This window comes from Lysinibacillus sp. UGB7 (assembly GCF_049058285.1).
In the GTDB taxonomy this organism is placed as follows: Bacteria; Bacillota; Bacilli; order Bacillales_A; family Planococcaceae; genus Lysinibacillus; species Lysinibacillus sphaericus_B.
Genome location: NZ_JBMGUV010000008.1, coordinates 167250 through 190094, shown reverse-complemented (window position 1 = coordinate 190094; position 22845 = coordinate 167250). Strand labels below are relative to the sequence as shown.

At 38.1% G+C, this 22845-nt stretch carries 21 protein-coding genes and 1 pseudogene; 6 read left to right on the top strand and 16 right to left on the bottom strand.

What is annotated here, in order from left to right:
• Positions 1-11: 11 nt before the first annotated feature.
• Entirely contained in the window at positions 12-1334 is a 1323-nt protein-coding gene (locus tag ACOMCU_RS09950) for a D-arabinono-1,4-lactone oxidase (RefSeq protein WP_010859621.1), read from the bottom strand.
• A complete protein-coding gene (locus ACOMCU_RS09945) occupies positions 1322-2497 on the bottom strand; it encodes an amino acid deaminase/aldolase (RefSeq protein ID WP_421050081.1) in 1176 nt (391 codons plus the stop codon). The genes ACOMCU_RS09950 and ACOMCU_RS09945 overlap by 13 nt, the downstream gene beginning before the upstream one ends.
• Before the next feature lie 436 nt (positions 2498-2933).
• Here ACOMCU_RS09945 and ACOMCU_RS09940 point away from each other — a divergent pair, with 436 nt between their 5' ends.
• Together ACOMCU_RS09940 and ACOMCU_RS09935 are read left to right on the top strand one after the other, a co-directional pair.
• Entirely contained in the window at positions 2934-3479 is a 546-nt protein-coding gene (locus ACOMCU_RS09940) for a cysteine hydrolase family protein (protein WP_421050080.1), read from the top strand.
• A gap of 148 nt (positions 3480-3627) precedes the next feature.
• Positions 3628-3885: a GlsB/YeaQ/YmgE family stress response membrane protein gene (locus tag ACOMCU_RS09935; RefSeq protein ID WP_010859624.1), complete on the top strand. Its 258-nt coding sequence runs from the start codon at positions 3628-3630 to the stop codon at positions 3883-3885.
• Positions 3886-4450: 565 nt separating this feature from the next.
• Here ACOMCU_RS09935 and ACOMCU_RS09930 read toward each other — a convergent pair.
• Positions 4451-5149 (bottom strand): lytic transglycosylase domain-containing protein, encoded by a 699-nt coding sequence (locus ACOMCU_RS09930; RefSeq protein WP_010859625.1) that lies wholly within the window; start codon positions 5147-5149, stop codon positions 4451-4453.
• Between the two features lie 174 nt (positions 5150-5323).
• Between ACOMCU_RS09930 and mscL the strand changes: the two genes are divergently transcribed.
• The 3 genes from mscL to ACOMCU_RS09915 all read left to right on the top strand — a co-directional run bounded on the left by mscL (position 5324) and on the right by ACOMCU_RS09915 (position 8505).
• Complete coding sequence (gene mscL, locus ACOMCU_RS09925; RefSeq protein ID WP_010859626.1) at positions 5324-5713, top strand: large conductance mechanosensitive channel protein MscL; 390 nt, start codon at positions 5324-5326, stop codon at positions 5711-5713.
• A gap of 510 nt (positions 5714-6223) precedes the next feature.
• The gene (locus ACOMCU_RS09920; protein WP_010859627.1) at positions 6224-7339 is read left to right on the top strand and encodes a methionine biosynthesis PLP-dependent protein; all 1116 of its coding nucleotides are present in this window, start codon (positions 6224-6226) and stop codon (positions 7337-7339) included.
• 2 nt (positions 7340-7341) lie between these two features.
• A complete protein-coding gene (locus tag ACOMCU_RS09915) occupies positions 7342-8505 on the top strand; it encodes an aminotransferase class I/II-fold pyridoxal phosphate-dependent enzyme (RefSeq protein WP_421050079.1) in 1164 nt (387 codons plus the stop codon).
• A 306-nt stretch (positions 8506-8811) separates the two neighbouring features.
• Here ACOMCU_RS09915 and ACOMCU_RS09910 read toward each other — a convergent pair whose 3' ends face one another.
• Together ACOMCU_RS09910 and ACOMCU_RS09905 are read right to left on the bottom strand one after the other, a co-directional pair.
• On the bottom strand, positions 8812-9582 hold the full coding sequence (locus ACOMCU_RS09910) for an alpha/beta fold hydrolase (RefSeq protein WP_421050078.1): 771 nt from the start codon (positions 9580-9582) through the stop codon (positions 8812-8814).
• A gap of 107 nt (positions 9583-9689) precedes the next feature.
• Complete coding sequence (locus ACOMCU_RS09905) at positions 9690-10058, bottom strand: NUDIX domain-containing protein (RefSeq protein ID WP_421050077.1); 369 nt, start codon at positions 10056-10058, stop codon at positions 9690-9692.
• Between the two features lie 129 nt (positions 10059-10187).
• Between ACOMCU_RS09905 and ACOMCU_RS09900 the strand changes: the two genes are divergently transcribed.
• Positions 10188-10676: a GNAT family N-acetyltransferase gene (locus ACOMCU_RS09900; RefSeq protein WP_421050076.1), complete on the top strand. Its 489-nt coding sequence runs from the start codon at positions 10188-10190 to the stop codon at positions 10674-10676.
• Between the two features lie 93 nt (positions 10677-10769).
• On the opposite strand, the gene ACOMCU_RS09895 is transcribed toward ACOMCU_RS09900, so the two are convergent.
• The 11 genes and pseudogenes from ACOMCU_RS09895 to ACOMCU_RS09845 form a co-directional block, all read right to left on the bottom strand.
• Entirely contained in the window at positions 10770-10922 is a 153-nt protein-coding gene (locus ACOMCU_RS09895) for a hypothetical protein (RefSeq protein ID WP_421050075.1), read from the bottom strand.
• A 216-nt stretch (positions 10923-11138) separates the two neighbouring features.
• Positions 11139-11291: a YpzG family protein gene (locus ACOMCU_RS09890; protein ID WP_010859633.1), complete on the bottom strand. Its 153-nt coding sequence runs from the start codon at positions 11289-11291 to the stop codon at positions 11139-11141.
• Positions 11292-11455: 164 nt separating this feature from the next.
• Positions 11456-13432, bottom strand: coding sequence for an ABC transporter substrate-binding protein (locus ACOMCU_RS09885; protein WP_421050074.1), 1977 nt, complete (start codon positions 13430-13432; stop codon positions 11456-11458).
• Between the two features lie 296 nt (positions 13433-13728).
• A complete protein-coding gene (locus tag ACOMCU_RS09880) occupies positions 13729-15399 on the bottom strand; it encodes a diguanylate cyclase (RefSeq protein ID WP_421050073.1) in 1671 nt (556 codons plus the stop codon).
• Between the two features lie 358 nt (positions 15400-15757).
• A pseudogene (locus ACOMCU_RS09875) lies at positions 15758-15886 on the bottom strand (RNA polymerase sigma factor); the annotation flags it as partial.
• Between the two features lie 247 nt (positions 15887-16133).
• Positions 16134-17414, bottom strand: coding sequence for an alpha/beta hydrolase (locus ACOMCU_RS09870; RefSeq protein WP_421050072.1), 1281 nt, complete (start codon positions 17412-17414; stop codon positions 16134-16136).
• Positions 17415-17427: 13 nt separating this feature from the next.
• Entirely contained in the window at positions 17428-18507 is a 1080-nt protein-coding gene (locus ACOMCU_RS09865) for a DUF1648 domain-containing protein (RefSeq protein ID WP_421050071.1), read from the bottom strand.
• Positions 18508-18514: 7 nt separating this feature from the next.
• Positions 18515-18883 carry a GntR family transcriptional regulator gene (locus tag ACOMCU_RS09860; RefSeq protein ID WP_010859640.1) on the bottom strand — a complete coding sequence of 123 codons (369 nt, stop codon included), beginning with the start codon at positions 18881-18883 and terminating at the stop codon, positions 18515-18517.
• 539 nt (positions 18884-19422) lie between these two features.
• Positions 19423-19743 (bottom strand): carboxymuconolactone decarboxylase family protein, encoded by a 321-nt coding sequence (locus ACOMCU_RS09855; protein ID WP_421050070.1) that lies wholly within the window; start codon positions 19741-19743, stop codon positions 19423-19425.
• 285 nt (positions 19744-20028) lie between these two features.
• The gene (gene argH, locus ACOMCU_RS09850) at positions 20029-21426 is read right to left on the bottom strand and encodes an argininosuccinate lyase (protein ID WP_421050069.1); all 1398 of its coding nucleotides are present in this window, start codon (positions 21424-21426) and stop codon (positions 20029-20031) included.
• 162 nt (positions 21427-21588) lie between these two features.
• Positions 21589-22782, bottom strand: a complete 1194-nt coding sequence (locus ACOMCU_RS09845) for an argininosuccinate synthase (RefSeq protein WP_010859643.1) — start codon at positions 22780-22782, stop codon at positions 21589-21591.
• Positions 22783-22845: the final 63 nt, after the last annotated feature.

The window sequence follows — 22845 nt, the reverse complement described above, 5'->3', positions numbered from 1 at the left end:
GTACAAAGATTTTACAAAATGAATAATTTTTTTAAGTAACCTGTGAAAAAGACATCATCCGGATCGTACTGCGCTCGAACTTTTAAAAACTTTTCGATATCTGGATACAATTCGTGCACATATTCAGCAGTCAAATGACTTTGTTTCCCCCAATGCGGCCGTCCATTATATTTTTGCATCATTGTATGCACCCACTTAAAATAAGGCTCTTCTGACATCCCTTTATACATGTGAAAAGCAATAAATGCAGATTCTTGCCTTTGCGTTGGACTTAAATAACCTGCTTCACCTGCTGTCGTACGACATTCTAAAGGAAAATGTACGTTTAAATGGCCTTTTTTAAAGGTCGCATGGATTTCTTCCATACATTCTTCAAATTGTATTATGGGAATGGCGTATTCACTTTCCTGAAACTTGACACTACGAGGAGAAGGATAAATTTCATAACAAATCCCAATTTTTTCACCCTCAACGACATTTGCTGCCGCTAATCTACTCATCGCACCACTTAATGCAGGCTTCCATTTGCACAGCTCAGACATAGCAAAAAACGCACCATTTTCAACTATTTGAAGCTTTAAAGTTTCCACACGCTTACTCCATTCAGATTGATAGACAGGTGCCACAGCATTCATACGCTTGACTTGAATCGTTTCACTGTTAGGGAAATAAAACCACTCAACATGCCTATGCTGACGAATATCCTCACTAAATGTCGCGAGCCCATTTGCTAATGTTTCCCGTGTTCCTACATAATGTAAACTATAGAGAGGCATCACTTTTATCGTTACTTTTACAAGTACACCAAGCATACCGAGTGATACATGTATTGCCTGAGATAATTCATCCGCTCCCCTTATATGCTCTCTGTAAATACCAGTACCATCTACAAAACCCCATGTTGTCACTGTTGATGATAAAGAACCTAATGTAACACCAGTTCCGTGTGTGCCGGTAGATACCGCACCGGCAATTGTTTGCTCTTGAATATCGCCCATGTTCATTAAAGCAAAGCCATGTTTCGCAAGCAGTGGGCCCATTTCATATAAATATGTTCCAGCCCAAAATGTTGCCTCTTGCCTTTTTGAATCGACAGCAATTAGACCGCGCATGTTATGTAAAGAAAGTGCAATATGCTCCGGCATCGCAACAGCGCTAAAAGAATGAGCCGCCCCTGTTACACGAATTGTTTTCTTCGTATCACGTGCATGACTTACCACGTTTACAACTTCTTCAATAGATCGAGGTAAATACATCTCACTTGGATAAGAAATCATATTGCCAGCCCAATTTGTCCACTTTTCACCATTTTTCCATTTGTCTATAGAAAACATTGGCCATCCCCCCTGTATGTTGCATAATTTCCGATATACTTGTCCTCTCTTATTAAGTGCAATACTTGAAATCTTTCACAAAGCTCACCGGCCTTGGCATGTCGAAAATACATTGTGTCCCCTATATTGACTGTTTTCCCTTTTACCTTCACGGGCGTTTGAACTTCTCCTGCACCTTCCAAGCTAAGAAATGAAAAATAGTTGGGTTCATAAAACGTTGGCAATCGGTCCCCTGCCATTGCACCAGACGCCGTATATCCACCACCATGACAAACCACAATGTTTTTCTCAGGCTTTCTAGTTACTCTCAGTGCAAACCCAGCTGCCTTTGAGAGCTGTAAATGTGTAAACTGATCAAAAAGAGCTGGCGCATAAAATGCTGAACCAACCGTAATTTCCGTCACCTCTTTTTGTTGAGCAGTATAAGTCATACTGCCTGAACCACCACCATTAACAAAATATAGATGAGGAAAATAAGCTTTTATATGGGCGATGGCCAGTCTACGAAACTGGGTTACTTGCTTTTTAGCTTGTATCTGCATTGTTTCTATTAATCTTCCTTTCACAGCATTTGCTGGTCGATTACCAACACCGGCAATTTGAGCCTCATAGCCCATAGCTCCTACAACTTCAATAAATGATTGATTTTTTATAAATTGTAAAAATGGTGTTAAGGACTCAAGTGAATGAAGAGATGAACGTTTCGTACCAAAGTAAAGGACTTTAAAATCATTCGATAAATTAATATCAATACAAACCTTCACTTGTACGTCAAGCTCTGCTCCTAGTTTCTCCAAAAATGCTACATGCTCTTGTTTATCCACCATGAATGTGACAGTTTTCCCTTCTTTCACAAACTGTAACAATTGACGAACCGCTAGTTCCTCCATCACTGGATAGCCAAGCAATAAATCATCAAAATGATGCTCTAGTAAAAAAATCGTTTCTGCCGCTGTGAACGTCATTAAACCTACAGTATTTGAGAGGTTCTGCTGTAAATAACTTAGCACCTCTAGCGAACGAATCGATTTGGTCGCAATGCGAATTTTTTTCTGTCCACAAGCTTGCTGCACTGCCGCTATATTGTCATCGAGTGCATCTAAGTCCAGCCAGGCAAATGGACATTCTAGTTCGCGAAATGCACGTTCAAATCTCATTGTCATCCTATCACCCCATCATATGTTCTGTGTATTTGACATTTTCAAAAAAATTCCTTTTAATGAAAAAACATTTTTGTCTAGACAACAAAAAACAACCGTGGACTACGACGAAATTGCCTTCACGGTTGTTTTAGTATTGGACGAGCATTAAACTCACCTTTCTATTATATTTTTACGAGACTACGATACGAATAAAAATTCTACTGCCAAGTTTATCATTACTAGCATATGCAAAGATGCAATTAGCAAACCTTGACGATCTAAACGTTTCATAACAGTCATATTCATAAATATCACCTCGCCTTTTTTTCACATTATACGCCCACACAAATCAATTTTCAAACTATTCTTAACATTAAAATATAACTATTTTTCTGACAAACCGACCCAAATATGGCATGATAAAAATAAATTTATACTTATTAGGGGTGTGAAATAATTGAAAAAAGCATTGCTTGTTATCGATTATACGTATGATTTTGTAGCAACTGATGGAAAACTAACATGTGGCCAACCTGGGCAAGCTTTAGAGGCAAAGATTTCCTCATTAATTGAACAATTTCTTGTAGAAAATGACTTGGTTGTTTTTGCTAATGACCTACATGAAGAAAATGATCCTTTTCATCCTGAAACTAAACTTTTCCCCCCACATAATATTCGTGGTACTAATGGTCGCCACTTATATGGTCAAGTTGGGGAAGTCTATAATGCGCATAAAGAAGAAGTACTTTGGCTTGATAAAACGCGCTATAGTGCCTTTGCAGGTACAAATTTAGCGCTTACATTAAAAGAACGTGGCATTGAAGAAGTGCATTTAGTGGGTGTTTGTACAGATATTTGTATTTTGCACACTGCTGTTGATGCTTATAATCTTGGTATTTCGACAGTTGTTTATGCGCATGGTGTTGCAAGTTTTGATGCAGCCGGTCACGACTGGGCATTACGTCATTTTAAACAGACATTAGGTGCAAAAGTCATTCAATAAATCATTAAATGGATGAACGCCGTTTATTTACTGTAATGTAAGAAAACTAAAATCAAAAAAGCAGCTTATTTATGTTTATTATTCTCCAGAAAGGATATAACTAAGTAATCGCCATTTTATATCTTAAATTTTGAGGAGATGAATAATTATGATAAGTTTCATTTGGTTTTTAATCATCGGAGGAATATTAGGTTGGTTAGCTGGCGTCATTTTAGGTAAAGATGTACCTGGCGGCATTATTGGTAATATTATTGCAGGTATTGTCGGTTCTTGGATTGGTAGTATGGTTCTTGGTAACTGGGGTTGGAAAGTCAGCGATTTCTACGTGTTCCCAGCTTTAATCGGTGCGATTGTCCTTATCTTTATCGTAAGCATGATTTTAAAAACTATGCGTAAAGCAACATAAATATGAATAAAAAGAGCCATCTTTATTGGATGGCTCTTTCAGACTGTAAACAAATTCAAAAAATTGAGTTCGTTTACAGTATTTTTTTTCAAATAGGAGTATCTATATGACGCCGTTGATTTCCGCTACGGCGGACGCTTTTCGCGGGATGGCTTCAGTCTCCTTGTCGTTACGCTCCTGCGGCCTTTTCGCTCATGCAATTCCCATAGAAGTCGCAGCCTGCGCTCCAATCAACTAGTGTCATTTATAAATGATGGAGGTGATGGATGGGATGACAAAAAATAGTAATAGTGAACGAAATCCAAGTGACATGAAACAAATCTATGTGCCATGAATTTGAGGAAGCTAGCTAATTGGACATGGCAAAGTCCAAAAATGGTGGAAAATAGTTGCTCGTAACGTACTACTGTCGTTAATAGGGGCAATTTGGTACGAATATTTCTCATAAAAAATTTCAAAAGGTATTCGGCATGTGAATCATTCCGAATACCTTTTGTCGTCAATCTGGCTGTCTAAAGAGCCCTTCAAACAGAGCATGTTGTTTTTATTTTTAGGACAGCCATCTTTATTTTTTTGTATTTATAAGTACCGCAGCTTTTAATTCATCATGATAATCATTATACACTTTGTAATAATGCAAAACATTTTCTACATATTCGTCGCTATGATTATAATTAAACACAGCACGTTTTAAGTCACCTTTAGCTGCACCGTACTTTGATAAATAATTGGCGGCACTATACACAGCATCTTCAATATCATACGGGTCTGCTACACCATCCCCATTCGCATCTACCCCGTATCCACCGTACTTTTGGATTGCAGCCGGATTCATTAGTTCAGACTTGGTAATTTCTCCTTTGCCCAATCCCGAACATGTTGGATGTTTCCATCCAACAAAGGTACAAGGCATAAACTGCATGTGCCCTTCTGCCCCGGCTGGAGAAACAAGGGATTTCATGGAGGAAAATCGCGTTTCGATGCGATGATGCGCCGCCAACAATGTCCAAGGCACACCATATTTCTCCTCGGCCGCTATATATACGGGAATATATTGCTCTGGAATTTTTATATCAAAATTTTGTTGTATTTCTTCTATCGCCTTCTGCTGTGCAAGCTTTTCAAAAATCGGGAATGTTTGTAGTTCCTTCCATGCAAAAAAAGCGAGAACATACACTGTTATAGCAATTGGAATTAATAATGCAATCATGCCCATTTTCACAGCTGGTGATAGCAATTGTTTTTTCTGTTTTTTTTTCGCCATATGTCACACCTAATCATTCATTGTCTTCTTCTATATTACCAAATTTACCGTTTATATGTAGGCAATTTTCAGCTATTTTCTTTTCAATACTATTATGGTTGAATAGATAGAGAGAAATATAGTAAAATACAATTTGATTGTTTTTGATTGGATAAATACAGGAGGAATCATTTTATGTGGAAAGACTTTAAGGAATTTGCTATGAAAGGCAATATTGTCGATTTAGCAGTGGCAGTCGTTATTGGTGGTGCCTTCGGTAAAATTGTTACCTCCTTAGTAGAAAATATCATTATGCCATTAGTTGGTGTACTAACAGGTGGCGTTGATTTAACTAAGAGCTTTGTTTATGGCTCAGGTGAAGCGCAAATTCAATTGGGTGTGTTTTTACAGTCGATTATCGACTTTTTAATTATCGCTTTTGCGATTTTCTTAGCACTAAGAATCATGACGAAGCTTTCTAATAAAAAAGAAGAGGCTGTTGTGGAAGAGCCCATTCCAGCACTTGATGCAAAAGAGGAACTGTTAAAAGAAATTCGCGATTTACTTAAAAAAGAACAATTGTAAAGTGGGAAGCAATTGCTTCATATCTGTAGACAAAATTTGAGTGCACCCAAATTGTTAGAAACCTATCTAACAATTTGGGTGCTATTCTTATAGCTAAATTCACTTTACAGTGAAAAGGCAAGCAATTAATCACTCTTTTAAATGGTAATGATTCTTTCCGAACAATTGCTTCTACTTATTATGTACATCATGAAACTGTATCCAATTCATGGTGAAAAGCTTTTTATTTTTCTCTATTATATTTTTTCTAGATATCCTACTAAATGTCCCCCCATCGAACCTAACCATGTTCTGACAGCAAAATAATTAAACACCTACTATTCCTACATGATTTTACCACAATAATCTATCAAATTTTCTGAAATCATCTTGTCCTACCGAAGTTTACATGTTAAATTGGTAACAATTATAGAGAATACTATATACGTAATCTAATTATCCAATAAGAACCTGGGTCCATTGGTGATACGTGGACCCTTTCTATATTATGATAAAGAAAAGAGTGACGACATGACAAACAACAGAAGTATTGAAACAAAACTTGTACAACTAGGAAATTTAAGTGACCCAACAACAGGTGCTGTAAGTCCCCCAATCCATTTATCGACAGCTTACAAACATACAGGTATCGGTGAATCTACAGGTTTTGACTATGCACGTACTAAAAACCCAACACGTGCCATTTTAGAAGCAGGTATAGCTGATTTAGAAGGCGGCGACATGGGCTTTGCTTGTAGCTCGGGCATGGCGGCCATACAACTAGTACTTTCCCTTTTCAAACCTGGTGAGGAATTAGTAGTACCTGATGATCTATATGGAGGTACATATCGTCTTTTTAACTTTTTTAAAGAAACATACAATATTAAACCTGTTTATTCAAAATTCGAATCTGTTGAACAGGTAGAGGCTTTGATGAATGAACATACACGTGCTATTTTCATTGAAACACCAACAAATCCACTCATGCAGGAATTTGATTTGAAAACGTATGCTGAGCTGGCACATAAGCATGGCGCTTGGTTAATCGTTGATAACACATTTTACACACCCTATTTCCAACGACCAATTGAATTAGGGGCAGATATTGTACTACATTCAGCAACTAAATATATCGGTGGCCATAATGACGTGCTGGCTGGTCTTGTTGTAGCAAAAGGGGCTGAGTTATCTGAACGTATAGGTTTTATTCATAATGGTAGCGGTATGGTACTCGGAGCAATGGATTCCTGGTTACTTATTCGTGGCTTAAAAACAATGCATCTTCGCTTAAAACAGCATGATGCTAATGCCAAAGCCATTGCAGCTTATTTAGAGGAAGAAGAACTGGTGACTGATGTACTTTATACAGGTAAAGGGGGTATGTTGTCATTCCGACTGCAAAAGGCTGAATGGATTGATCTGTTCCTACGTAATATTAAATTAATTACCTTCGCTGAAAGCCTTGGCGGTGTAGAAAGTTTTATTACATACCCAGCAACTCAAACACATGCGGATATGCCGTACGAGGAGCGTGTTGAACGTGGCGTTTGTGACCGTTTACTTCGTTTTTCAGTTGGCATCGAAGAAGCTGAGGACTTAATTGCGGATTTGAAACAAGTATTTGAAATCCTTCGAAAAGAGGCTTGAAAATGACACAACATATCGAAACAGCGCTTATCCATGCAGGTGTGCGTGATGGTTATGACAATAAAAAAGGTGCAGTGAATGTACCTATGTATGTCTCATCTACATTTCACCAAGAAAGTATCGATGAGTTCGGCGAATACGATTACGCTCGTTCTGGTAATCCCACACGTGATGCTTTAGAAAAAGCAGTCGCAGAGCTTGAGGGTGGCGTTCGCGCGCATGCCTTCGCCTCTGGTATTGCAGCAGTTTCTGCAGCCTTAATGTTATTATCACAAGGTGATCACATCGTTATGACCGAGGACGTTTATGGTGGTACATACCGCTTCGTATCAAAGGTGTTACCGCGTTTCGGCATTACACATTCCTTTGTTGATTTTACGGATTTAGCAGCTGTGGAGGCAGCCATTACACCTGCAACCAAGCTATTATACATGGAAACACCATCCAATCCGACACTGGGCATAACAGATATTCGAGGTGTAGTCGCTCTAGCCAAACAGCATAAATGTTTAACCTTTTTAGATAATACGTTTATGACTCCTTTGCACCAGCGACCACTTGATTTTGGTGTAGACGTTGTCATTCATAGTGCAACGAAGTTTTTATCCGGACACTCAGATATTATCGCTGGCTTAACAGTCACTGCTGACGAACAGCTTGGCAAGGACTTATACTTTATTCAAAATTCATTTGGTAATATTTTAGGGGTACAGGATTCCTTTACTCTCCTACAAAATATGAAAACAACTGATGTACGCTTTAGTCGTTCGAGTGACTCTGCACAGAAGATTGCCGCATTTTTAGATGCTAACCCACTAGTCGAACAAGTTTACTATCCAGGACTTGCATCGCATCCTGGCTATGACATCCACCAGAGCCAGTGTACAAGTGCAGGTGCAGTCTTATCGTTCCGTCTGCCAAATTATGAAGCGGCAAAGGCACTAGTAGAGGCAATGAAAATCCCTGTATTCGCAGTATCTCTTGGTGGTGTGGAATCCATTCTTTCCTATCCAGCTAAAATGAGTCATGCAGCAATGGAACCTGAAGAACGGGCAAAACGTGGCATTACAGAAGGCCTATTACGTTTTTCAGTTGGTCTTGAACATGTCGATGATTTGATCGCCGACTTTGCACAAGCATTAGAAATTGCCGCCGCAAAGGCATAAAAATCATCGCATCTCTATGTTGAGATGCGGTCAGACTGTCAACAAAATACCCCCGAGAGATAAAACCCTCGGGGTATTTTGTCGTTTTTGAAGGTAAGTTATTCGTAATCGCAGATGTTTTATAAGCAGCATCAGCTGTCGCTACATGGAAAGAGTAGCCGATACATGTTGATTGGAGTTGAAAGCGCAACACTCCTGAACAGCACGTGCGGAAAATCCATTTTTGCGGCGACCAGCCGCAAAAATTAGTTGGGGCCGTGCCTGCCGAAAAAAAGCGCCTGGAACGGACATCAAGCAAATATGTGATTATAAATTTTCTATGCTTGAAAGGTCCTGTAACCAATTTTCAATCGTCGCATTAAAAAAAGCTGGTTTTGCTAATGAAATACCATGGCCAATATCGGCAACGAGCATCCCTTTACACTGACTGTTACTATTCACCAAATCCATCATGGATTTTTTCATCATAGATTTTTCTTGTTCACCCACCATAACTAGCATAGAAGTCTGTACATCTTTAAAGTTTTCAGGTATTGTAAATGATAAATTTTCTTCCATTATACGCGTTAATGTCTCTTGGCGCATTTGGCAACTCCCTTCATAGTATTGTTCGAATTTTTGTGAAGGAATGGAAAGGGTCTTCGCTTGAATTTTTGAAAATGCCCTCATTGCTATTAATGGTGAAGTCATTTTCACCGTTGGCCCAATCCATTTTGTCATCAACGACATTGGTCTTACTAAAGCACTAGTAATAACAGCATAATCTACCAAGTTAGGTCTCATGCTTAATAACTGCACAAGTATTTGAGCACCCAGTGAAAAGCCAACAACAATTATTTTCCGATTTCCAGAGAGGCTTTCAAGTAGCTTAATCGTTTTTTCCGCTGCATCTTCTATTGAAAAGTATGTATCTTTGGTATTCCTGCCATGCCCTGGTAAGTCAGGTACGACACAATAATAATGTGAAGCAAAATGTTGAATTTGCTTTTCCCACATCCATCCACTTACTCCACCTCCATGTAAAAACAGCATAAGTGGAGCTGATTTATCACCATATTCTTCAAAATATACAGTCAAATTTTCTCCTCCTATTTAAGTTGTTCTGATTTACTACTCGATTACTAATTACGAAAAAAATCCCTCTTTTTAATCTGTTTCAGACAATTAAAGAAGGGATATAAATGTTAGTTTTTCACACTTTCTAATACACGATACAAATAATCCCCATGCCCATTGGCTAGCGTCACATCAGGCTCTTCCTCTATCCAATAAAATGTAAATTCCAAGTCTGCCTCGTTGACTCCTGTGGGACAATGTTGCCATGTATCACGCTGCTCATTCGTCGTTAAATTGTAAAAATAGCGTTTTTTTAAAGCGCCCGAATAATGATTGTAATAGTCTTGTGCAATTAATTCTTTCACCACTAAATACGTCAAGCCAGTCTCTTCAAACATCTCTCGAGCTACTGTCTCAAGCGGTGTTTCCCCTTCCTCTACAGTGCCTTTAGGAATTTGAATACCTGCTCCGTTCGTATTTTGCTCAAATACAAGCACTTGCCAGCCGTCCCTCACGCTCTCTTGTAATATAGCCAAATGCCTTTTCTAATACTTGCATGAGATCATCCCTTCCACATAGTTTTATGTTACAATTTAAAAAAAATTTGGAATTGCAGGTGAAAAGTATTGACATTAATTATACGACAGATGCAAGAGGACGACATCTTTTTTGTGCAAGAAATTGCCAAGAGTAGCTGGTATGATAAATACGAGGGAATTATTCCAAAGCAGTTACAGGATCGATTTTTACAAACAGCTTATAGTAAAGAAACACTAATAAAACGACTCCAAAAAAGCCCCTTTTTAGTTGCTGAACTCGGTGAGTCACTAGTCGGCTTTGCAAACTTTTCAAATACTAGCGATGGACAAGCTGAACTATATGCTATTTATCTTTCTCCAAATTTGCAACGTAAAGGTATCGGTACTGCTCTACTAGAGAAAGGCATTCAACAGTTAGAGGGAGCAACTAATCTCACAGTCTGTGTAGAAAAAGACAATACAATTGCCATGCGCTTTTATCAGGCAATGGGCTTCCAATTTATAGAAGAATTTGATGATTTGTTTGATGGACATATGTTAAAGACAGTTCGCATGGCGTTATCATTGTCTAAATGAAAATAGCTGAGTGAACTACGACTCCGCAGAAATATAAAGTAACATCTTTTCAAAACAAGCAACATTGCGATGCTGCAATACCTATTTTCCCATTTACTTATTGAGAGGAACTTCGATTTGCTTGGATTGAATCACTAGTGCTGTTAATCCTGTGTCACTCCCTGAAGCATGTGATTGCCCAGTTCGCCAAAGAACACCTTCACCATTCGATAATGCTACCTTCTTTCTATCTTGGCCACTACCCATCCTTCACCATGAATAACAACGAATCACTGCGAAACAGGCGCTTCATGATACCCGACAACGCCACCTGGCTCTATGTAAATCAAACCAATATTAGTAGGCTCCACAGTTTATTACCAATAAATTCAACATTTAATTGATGATTATTAATTTTTTGGACTAAATAAAAAAGCCCGGAAATATTTTCCGGACTCGATGACACTTAATTCACTAGCATGATTAAAACTGTCGGGCTTTCGCTTCACTTCTCAAGATACGGTTATGCAGAGTAATCTCCGTTTCACCATTTACTTGAGATTTCGAATGCTTAATCCTTGACCAGTTGCGGTGGATTTTTTGAGATTTGGGGTCTAATTGTTCAGGCCTACTCATTTTACATCCTCCTCATCATTATAGACTTCATAAGTGAAATCTGTATTATGATGACCACTTCATACAATGATTATACATGGTTATGAAAAATCGTTTACGACATCGCCACAATAGCGTAAAAAGAACGTACATTATGCAATAAAATGTTTCCCTTTGTTAGTAGACTACTTTTTTTGTAATAGAATATTAACAATCGTTTCAAGTTGAAGTTCTAAAGAGTACGGATCTTCCATCACAAATTCATCATCAAATTGACCGTACATATAAACATTGCCTTTTTTTACGGCTGAAGCTCCTTTCCAAATAGCGCTGTTTAAAATTTCCTCCGAATCTTCTTTAGAATTCACATAAACAAATACATGATCCCCCAGATAATCAGGCAATACCTCAAGAGAGATATTTTCAAACCCTTCTTTCATATTTAAAGCTTGTTCTGTAGGAGGGAGTTTCAACATCTGATAAATCGTTGTACTGCCATAGTTACCTCCTTCAGCAGCTAACACATATATACCTGTGGAGCTTAGTTGAACTACGGATACCGTTTCTCCTTCTTTAATGATACCTTCAATTTGTTTTCGAGCATCCTCAACCTTCTTTTTATATTCATTTATCCACTGATCTGCTTCCTGCTCTTTCCCGAATATTTCACTAATTCTTTTGAACTTTTCTAATGGTCCTGCAGTAGACAAACCTTCCCAATACGGTAAAAACACCGTTGTGCCAATTTTTTCGTATTGTTCTATATTTTCTTCTATTGAGCCAATAATTAAATCCGGTTCTAACGAAATCAATTTTTCTGGATTCATCGGAAAGCCACCTAGATTTTCAATTTTAGCAAGCGTCTCTTTGTGAATCCCTGATTTTTCAATCCATCCTTCACTCAACATGCCTTCTCGCACACCTATAGGAATAATCCCCAGTTTTAATAGCTGTCCCATATATTGATCTGCTGCTACACGCTGTGGTTCTGCTGGTACTTCTACATCACCTTTCATTGTAGATACAGTTCGTGTCTTTCCTTGTTGTGTACTTTCTTGGCCACTATTTGATTGTGTTTCCACATTATTTGTCGATGATTGCGAGCCTCCATTGGTATTCGTAGCGCCAGAACATGCGCCTAGCAGCAATGACAGACACATAAACAACGTCATTGCTTTTAATTTTATGTTTTTGTACTTAGACATTTCCATTTCTCCCTTGTATTGATAATGATTTTCAATTTCATCATCAATATACCATTGAAATTTATGCGGGAGAATAGCATATCTTCTTCCCAATAAGGGCAAATCTTCATTTTGATGCCTTTGTTTCCATTGCGTTTTAAATTGTACAGGAGATACACCCTTATGGCGTTTAAAACTGCGACTCAATGAATGTCCATCAAGATAGCCCACACTTTCAGCTATGTCCTGCAAAGTTGCATCAGTCTGTAACAGTAGTTTTGCCGCTTTGTTTACTCGGATTTCACCCAAATATTGAATTGGACTTGTATGCATTTTTTCTTTAAACAACTTCGATAAATAGCCGATACTACACGCAAGTTCACTCGCTATGGATTCTAGTGTAATGGGCTTACTGTAATTTTCTTCTATATAACGAACAGCCTGTTCTACTAAATCAGGCTTGAACGGTTCAATTCCTTGTACATGCATTTGTCGTAACAGTTCATAAACAAATTGATAGAACAATGACTTGATATGCAATTTTTCCAATTCATTGTTATTTGATTGGGGCCAATCATTAATGATCTGCTCCACCTTATCAAATAGGGAAAGCGGATAAAGTGGTGCAAAAGCGTATTGATATTGGAAAGGATTATTATTGTCCAATAATGCTAAAATTTCTTGACGATAAGGCAACGGGAGTGTTGCTTTATATAAAATCATACAGTATTCACAATTTCTCTCAGCAATGATGTCTAAGGACACTCCTTTGCCTCCGTGAAGAACATGAAATTGTTTAGCTATATGTACATTGCTATCCATCCGCACTTGGGCACTACCTCGCATTGTGTACAGGAAAGCACTTGCTGGTAAACGATAGGCACGTAAATCCTCCCCTTGCCCCATAACCGTATAACGTACATCCATTATTTTTATGTAAGCGTGATTCCACAGTAATAGATGATCACTTAGTTTCATCGAGTTCATGCACTCCTTCTGACCTAAACCATTGTTATCCATATATTTTAACAGAAATTCATCTAATTGATAATCGTTCTCAAATTAAAAAATGAAAATATATTTGAATTTCTTCAACATTCGAAATAAGTAGTATTACTATATAGCGGCGATGAAATGGAGTTCTTCTAAAATCATTTCCAAGAAAAAAGCCCAGAAAAATCTCTGGGCTTGTTGTCATTTATAAAATGTCAGTCTTTTATCGAAGCAATGCTAGCAATTTTTTCAAGTTGCACCACCAACATTATATCCAACTGCTAACGCTCTGCAATTTTACCAGCACTATCATACACTCTAAGCTGATTTCGACCACTTTCTTTTGCGACATAAAGGGCTTGGTCGGCTTTATCAATCAGTTCATAAAGTGTTGATATATCACTAGATGAAGTATATTCAGCAATGCCAATACTTACTGTCATTTCAATCAATTGGTCAGCCATTTTGTAGGGCTGTTCTTCAACATTTTGCCTTATTTTTTCCGCTATTTTCTTAGAACTTTCTAAGGATGTAGCTGGTGACAAGATGACAAATTCTTCTCCCCCGTATCTGGTTACAATATCTAAACTTCGTACGGATTCGGTAATTATTTTAGCAACATGCTTTAACACCTCATCACCAATTAGATGTCCATAAGTATCATTTACCTTTTTGAAAAAATCGATATCAATGGCTATACAGGAACAATGATTTTCTTTTTTGACACATTCGTGAAATACATGCTCCCCATGCTCAATCAGATAACGACGATTATATAACTTCGTCAGCTGGCAAGTGATAGATAGTTCCCTCAGTAAAATTGTATCTTCTTCTACTTTTGCGCTCATTTCATTGAAGGACGAACAAAGCTCCTGAAACTCTTTAGCATAAGGTGCCAACTGTTGTTCATTAATTTTATAATCGTAGTGTCCTTGTTTCACTTGTCCAACTCCTTTAAGCAGTTGTTGAATCGGCTCCTCGATACTACTATTAATAAGCAGCATGATTTTAATGGTGAAAAAAGTGCCCAATACAATACAGATTGCTAACAGCGCGAATCTTTTTACCAATGGCATATACGTTTCCAGCACTTTGACTTCTGAAATAATGTACCATGTCCCTTGATTAATCGGCTTGTTTTTAGCCAAAACCCATTCGCCCTTAGTGTCTTTGTAGATATTGAGCGCTTGTGTAGAATGATCCTGAACAGTAGCAAGAATATGCTCATCAATCAAATAATTTTGCGTTAACACATCTAGATTTTGGTCATTTGCTAACTTTTTTTTGTTATTGGATTCGAATTCCGTAAGCAATGTCCCATCTTGATTGACGATATATGCATGCCCCAAAATTCCAACTCTTGATTCATGTAATAACTGATCGATTGTTTTTAAATTGACGGTTCCAAAAACAACACCATTAAATTGATGTTCCTCATCCAGGATAGGTGAAGCAAAAGCAATAATTGGTTGCTTGGTTACTTTACTAATTAGAATATCCGTTATATATTGCTGTTTCTTTTCCTTAGCGATTTGAAAATACTTCCGATCATTCACATCAAAGCCTACACCATTTTTACGATACTCGGTAACTGTATCAAATTGTACAATACCTTCTTTATTGACAAAGATTAAATCAGCAAAATCTGATTGCTCTTTAAACTCTTGAAAAAAAGACCGGGATATTTCATATTTATAACCTCTCACAAAATCTAAATTGGCAATGGTATGAATATCTCTTGATCGCTCCGTTAACCAGCTTTCAAAAAAATAGGTTTGGGCGTCTAAATAATTAGTCATCTCTTCATTCTGATGTTTAATGGTTTGCTGATATTCGATAAAAAGAGTAGGAATAAAAATAAATAAACTAATGATAAAAGTAATAAAAATGTGTCCTCTACGAAGTTGACTTTTTATCGTATTGTGCCATTGAAATTTTTTAAAAATTTGCAAGCCTTTCCCTCCATAAAAACTAACCATATATAACAAAATTATTAAAAATTTTTAATTCATTTATTAAAAATACCACAACCTAATGATTGTGGCAGTGAGAAAGTTAATAGTCCGTCATTTTTATTGCAGTAAAATTTGCAGGATTGTCATAAATATGGCTGATACTAAAGGTACTATTTTAATAAAGTAAATCCGACTGAAGATGTGCAGATTGGCTCCAAAGGGTCTTTCGTGGGATAAGCTAAATATTGAATGAAGCGCTGCCAACGACTTTTCTTAAAATTGATTAGTTGATTTGGTATTACCACTTCATATTGATCTAAGCTGTTTTGTTAATTGGGGGTCTTTGTGAAATTCATCATTTAGCATCAAAATCCTCCTTTAGTTCCACTTTTAAAAACTTCATGGCCTTATGTAGCCTCGATTTAACCGTACCTATGGGAATAGATAATATCATCGCGATATCATGCTGGGATAAATCATGATGCACATCCTGATTTTCGAAGAAGGTCTGTTGGGCACCAATATTAGATGCAGTACGTTCTCTGCTCCTTGAGCTTACTGAACGCAAAAATAGCATGCTCAGACTATGGAATCTAAGCATGCTTCTTCTTTGCTCTTTACTTACTTAAAACGATACTCCATTTGCTTATACGAAAGTGCAAACCGTGAGACCAATCAATACGACGAGATTCCCCTAATTATAACCACTCCGTAAGCGTGAAATTTCACAACTAGTCACTGACAATAAATCTGTGAATAGCTGGTAGTAAGTCCTGATGTAGTGGCAATGCTGGATTTGCATACGTCGCTAAATTGTCCTCGCGATCTGCTGGTGCCGTTTTCAAGACGTGATTCATCCCCTCAACAGATAACAGTTCAGCGTCCTTTTTTCCATTCTTTAATGCTTCAGCATCTGTCCCTTTCACTTGAATATCAGTTGTTCCTTGAATAATTAAAACTCGGCTATTGAGTTTTTGAAGTTCACTAATTGGATTATATTTTAACCAAGACATCATGTAAGGTTGCACAGAAGGTCTAAACAAAGTTTGTAGCTCTGGAGAAACATTTTCTACGAGCAAACCTTTTTTTAACGAACTAAGAATATTCGTTGTTTCTTTCATTAATGCTGGCGTTAACTGACCTGCTAATTGCTCTTCTAATATTTCATCAATCGGTCTACCTGCCCCTGCAATTGATACGAAAGACTCTACACTTGTTTTGTGTGCCGCGAGCATGCCAATAAGAGAGCCCTCACTATGTCCAATAATGTGAACGCTAGAATAGGCTTTATCTGCTAAAAGGGTATTAATCACTTGCACAGCATCGTCTACGTATTGATTGATTGACACATCCTCTTCCTTTGTCAACAAGGACAGATTATCACCAATACCACGTTTATCGTATCGAACAGTAGCAACACCTTCGTTCGCTAATCCTTCGGCAAGCATTTTTAAACTATTATTTTCACCAGCAATCGCTGAATTACCATCCTTATCTGTTGGACCAGAACCTGCTAAAATAAGCACTACTGGTGACGGCTTCTTACTAGTCTTTTGAAGCGCCACTGTTAAATCACCATTATTAACAGGGACTGTGATTGTCTCGTAAGATACGGGCTGTTCTTCATATGGTTTTAATAAAAGTGTGAATTTCCCACCATTTTGATTGAAAGTAGCTTCGATTTGCTGTCCCTTTAATGCACCATCAATTTTAATAGCTGAGCCATTTAAGTTGATGGAGACACTTACCTGATTACCGTCATACTTCACGCTTTTAAATGGATAATTACTTAAACCTTGCGCTGGCACGGAAAACGAACCACCGTTTTTTTGTAAGTCCACAATAATTGCTAGCGGACCGTTTGGAATCTCGATATCACCTGCCCATTTCCCTATTAACTGTTCATTCATGTCATTGACCTCCTCTGTCTTATCGACATGAGTTTCCTTTTCTTTTTGCGTACAGGCAACTAATAATAATGCGATAAAGCATACTACTAAAAGTTTTTTCATAACATTTCCTCCCTTATATAAAAATGATTAATAATATAGGTAACAATGTAAGAAGTATAATGACAAAACTCCATTTATTCCCAAGATTAACTGTCCAGCCAATACCAAATTTTTTTTGTATAAGTAGCGCTGGATCATCCTTTTTTATGTAAAAAATACCCCACTTCCAGTACAGTTCATCCCCTGGGACCGTTTCATTTGTATTAATCGTATCAAAACGCTCATTACTTTTACTGATTCGCCAAATAAAGAGCAGTAGCCCGCCAAATGTTAACATCACGAAACCGATAAAAAGAGGGAAAAAATAAGAGGCTGTTTCGTTTTGCAAAATGATTGTTGTATACTGTAAAACAACCAACAAAATGGTAACACCTAAATTAATAGCTGCTAAATACCAACTTCCATATTTTCTCTGATGACGTTCTCGATTAGCTGATGCTTCCTTTTCCTGTGCACTTAATTGTATCTTGGCACCTTTCATACCTATACCCAATAGTAAATACGTAAGTTGCATACCAAGCAAAAGAAGTGGTAACTCAATGACAGAAATCCAAGTCTTCTCTGTCCAACCGTCTATCTCCCCCTGGGCATTCCAATGTGTAGCGAACACATCAGGAATTGTAGCGTAATGCATATATGTATACGTTATTAGTGCTAACGTAATGATTATTGGTACTGTATAGAAAATTGGTAGTAAGGTCTCATCTTGTGCTCGCAACGAAACATCCATAACATGCACAGTCTTTACATGACCCTCCCAATCCTCTTTTTGCTTCAACTTCTTCGTTCTGGCATGATAGACCATATACAATAGTGATGATAATATCAGCATCATATAAAGCAGGATGAATGATATAAAAATCCATGTTTCTTCTGAGATAGATGTAAAAAGTAATATGATTTGTAGTAACGTAAAAACGCCACCAAGACTTCCCAACCACATACTATATTGCTTTTTAAATTTTAGTAGTTGGTGATGTTGTACAAAAGGTTCTGGAATGGAAACACCAAACACTGCCGTTTTTCTTGTGAAATAAGGTGTCATGGCTTGTAAGATTGTCAAAAAAATAAAAATAGCTAATTCAAAACGCAACGAATCCCTACTTCCATTGTTTTAAAATGCGATTGAAAAGCGTCGTGATTTGATCTTTTTCAAGACCACGTGCATAGGCCTCTGCTACAATGGGCTTTAACGCTTTTTCTATTTCGCCTTCCTCTATCTCCCGCTGTTGTCCACCTATAATGATAGCCTTTGCTTTTGGCTTTAATGCAATGAGCCCTTTGACTTCAAGCTCATGGTAACTTTTACTAACTGTACTAACGTTAATGCCTAAATCTGCAGCCATTGTTCGAACAGAAGGCAATGTATCACCATTTTTCAGCTCCCCCATGGCAATTAACTCAATCAGCTGATTCGCCAATTGTTTATATAGCTGTAATTCACTGCTTGTATCTAAATGAATGTGCATCATTTCCCCTCCCATCTGTATTGCATTATACCAAACAGAATCTGTCATACATAGAGTAATACAGTTTTACACGTAAAGTCAAATAAATTTGGAAAAACATAAAAAAAAGACCCAGAATCATTCTGGGTCCGAGGACACTTATTACCTCTAGTTGATTGTTACTGTTCGGCTTCTGCTTCAGACCTCAAGATATAGCAAGACAGAGTAAGCTCTGTGTTACCAATTCATTGAGTTTTTTGAAGCTCCACCTTATACAGCTGTGGCGGACTTTCCTGAGATTCTTTGTCTACTGGTGTTGGACTACTCATTCTGCATCCTCCTCATCACAATAGATGAATAAGTGTAACCTTTAACAGTATGAGCGCTATTTATTGAAGTCATACACGTTATTCACAATTTTTTTATTTCAGTATTTTGTTAAACTTTTATCGCATTAAAATGTGGATTTACTGGTTTAGCGATTTATCTCCGTTTAGCATTGTATCGATCACCTTAAACCAAAACAGCACATAGTTCTACGCCTCGTGCTATTATCACTACTATTTTACCGTTAGTTGCTTTTCTTGAAAAACTTGCTGTGCTATCGTAAGTGCATTTTGCACACGCGGAAAGCCAATGTATGGCACTAATTGCAACAGCGCTTCCACAATCTCTGTTGGTGTTAAACCTGCATGTAAGCCTCTTGTAATATGTGTTTTTGTTTGTGGTGTAGCACCTTGTGTAACAACTGCAGTTATCACGACAAGTGCACGTTTTTTTGCATCTAGCCCTGGTCGTGAATAGATATCACCATAGGCAAACTCAATAATCATCTTGCGTAAATCTGGCGCTATATCAGAAAGTGCGTCTGATTCTACCATGTGAGTGGCTTCTTCTTCAGTGATATATTGTTTAATCGTTACTAACCCCCTTTGTAAAACGTTCAGTCATTTCAAATACCTCCCAGTTTTAAGCTAAGTAAATTTTTTATACAAAAACCCCAATTCCGCGTCTCCAGAATTGGGGATTGTCCTTCACATATGTAAGGTGCTCTTTTTCGTGTCACCCTCTGGCTCCAGCGAAAAAGGAAATGGTTTGTTCATAGTGCCTCACGGGACAGCTTTAATGAAGTTCTATGCAAAAGTCACGAGGACATGCACGCAAAGTTATGAATTGTGTGTAAATTGTGTGGATGCCAGGCACTCCTTGGCTTTTTCAATTTGGATCTTTACTTGATCAAAGCCAGTTCCACCCAATGAATGACGACGGCGAACAGCCGCTTCAGGCGCTAGCACATCGTAAATATCCGCTTCAATGAGCTTACTTTCTTTTTTCATGTCTTCAATTGGTAAATCTAATAAATAGATACCCTTTTGAATACATGTAAAGACTAGTTTGCCCGTTACTTCATGTGCTTCACGGAATGGCATCCCTTTTGTTGCAAGGTAATCCGCAAGTTCCGTTGCATTTGAGAAGTCTGAGTGTACTGCCTTGTGCAGACGCTCAGTGTTGACAGACATCGTGCGTATCATACCTTCAAAGATTTTCAATGAGCCAAGAATGGTATGCACGGTATCGAACATGCCTTCTTTGTCTTCCTGCATATCTTTGTTGTACGTTAACGGTGTACCTTTTAACACTGTTAATAAGCCCATTAAGTTACCGTAAACGCGACCAGTTTTTCCGCGAATTAACTCTGCCATATCAGGATTTTTCTTTTGTGGCATAATCGAAGAGCCGGTTGAAAACGCATCGTCTAGCTCTATAAATTTGAATTCATCTGTTGACCAAAGGATAATTTCCTCAGCAAAACGCGATAAATGGGCCATTAGTAATGAAGAATTACTTAAAAATTCTACGATAAAATCACGGTCGCTTACCGCATCCATTGAGTTTGCATACACTTGTGAAAAACCAAGTAGCTCCGCAGATTTTAGACGGTCGATTGGGAAAGTTGTCCCTGCCATCGCTCCAGCACCTAAAGGTAGTATATCAATGCGTTTTACAGACTCTGTAAAGCGTTGCTTATCGCGTTCAAGCATCCAAAAGTACGCCATTAAATGATGGCCAAACGAAATGGGTTGTGCACGTTGTAAGTGTGTGTAGCCAGGAGCAATTGTTTCAACATGCTCTTGTGCTTTTTCAAGTAACGTTTTTTGGAATGTCTCGATTAAGCCGACTGCTTCCTGCACACGTTTTTTCAAGAAAATATGCATATCCGTTGCCACTTGATCATTACGGCTACGACCTGTATGCAGTTTCCCACCAACAGGGCCAATTAAATCAATCAACATTTTTTCTAAGTTTAAATGGATATCCTCTTGCGCAACGCTAAATTCAAGCTCACCTGCGCTTGCTTTTTCCTGTAATTGTGCAAGGCCGTCAAGAATGCTCTCAACATCTGCTGCTGGTAAAATACCCGTTGCCCCAAGCATTGTAACGTGCGCTACACTACCTTCAAGGTCTTCCATTACAAGTTGTTGGTCAAAGCCGATAGATGCGCCGAACTCATCAACCCATGCTTCTGCTGATTTTTGGAAACGTCCGCCCCAAAGTTTTGTCATAACAGCTCACCTTTTCCTTTATTACTTATCGAAAAGGTGCAGTACAGCGCGCTGCTACACCACACCTAGGTTTTTCGTTGTGTCTAGCTCTAGTCTAGCTCCTCGCTACTTGCAATCCCTCGGGTTCGCAAGCAGCGGTTCGGTGCCAAACAATTTTCTTGACTATTTTTTATTTACTGAAGAATTGACAACTGTTGGTAAGCCCCATAATTCGATGAAACCAACTGCTGAAGCATGGTTGAATGCATCTTCTTTTGAGTAAGTTGCCAGTTTTTCATTGTATAAAGAATTTGGCGATTTACGTCCTTCAACGATTGCGTGGCCTTTGTAAAGTTTCACTCGAACAGTACCATTTACATATTGTTGTGACTCTTTTAAGAATGCTTCAAGTGCATCACGTAATGGTGAGAACCATAAACCATCATAGATTAATTCAGATAATTTTTTCTCAATTACAGGTTTAAAATGCGCTAATTCTTTTACAAGTGTTAAATCCTCAAGCTCTTTATGGGCAGTTAACAGTACTTTTGCACCTGGAATTTCGTACACTTCACGAGATTTAATACCAACTAAACGGTTTTCTACGTGATCGATACGGCCAACACCGTGTGCGCCAGCAACTGCATTTAATTCTTGAATTAAATCAGCTAGTTTCATTTCTTTGCCGTTTAAAGCAACAGGTTTACCAGCTACGAATTCGATTTCTACATATTGTGCTACGTTTGGTGCTTGTTCTACAGAAACTGTTAAACCGTAAGCTTCTTCTGGTGGTGCTACCCAAGGATCTTCCATTACGCCTGCTTCATTTGCACGGCCCCATAGATTTTGATCGATTGAAAACGGAGAATCAAGTGTTGCAGGAATTGGTACATTGTGTTTCGCTGCGTATTCGATTTCCTCATCACGGCTCCAGCCCCATTCACGAACAGGTGCTAAAACTTCTAAATCGGGGTTCAATGCTTTAATTGAAACTTCGAAACGCACTTGGTCATTCCCTTTACCTGTGCAACCGTGAGCAACTGCGTCCGCGCCCACTTGGTTGGCGATTTCCACTAATTTTTTTGAAATAAGTGGACGAGATAAAGCCGATACTAATGGATATTTTTGTTCATACCAAGTATGCGCTTGTAAAGATACTAGTGCATAATTTTCTGCGAATTCGTCCTTTGCATCCACCATGTAAGACTCAACTGCACCCACTTGAAGCGCTTTGTTTTTAATGAATTCAAGATCTTTTCCTTCACCAACGTCAAGACAAACTGCGATAACGTCCCAACCTTGTTCTTTTAACCAAGGAATTGCTACCGAAGTATCAAGACCGCCTGAGTATGCTAATACTACTTTTTTATTTACCATGAAAAAATGCGCCTCCAATTGCTCTTTAGAATATGTATGTTTATACATTCTGTTAAAAGTTTA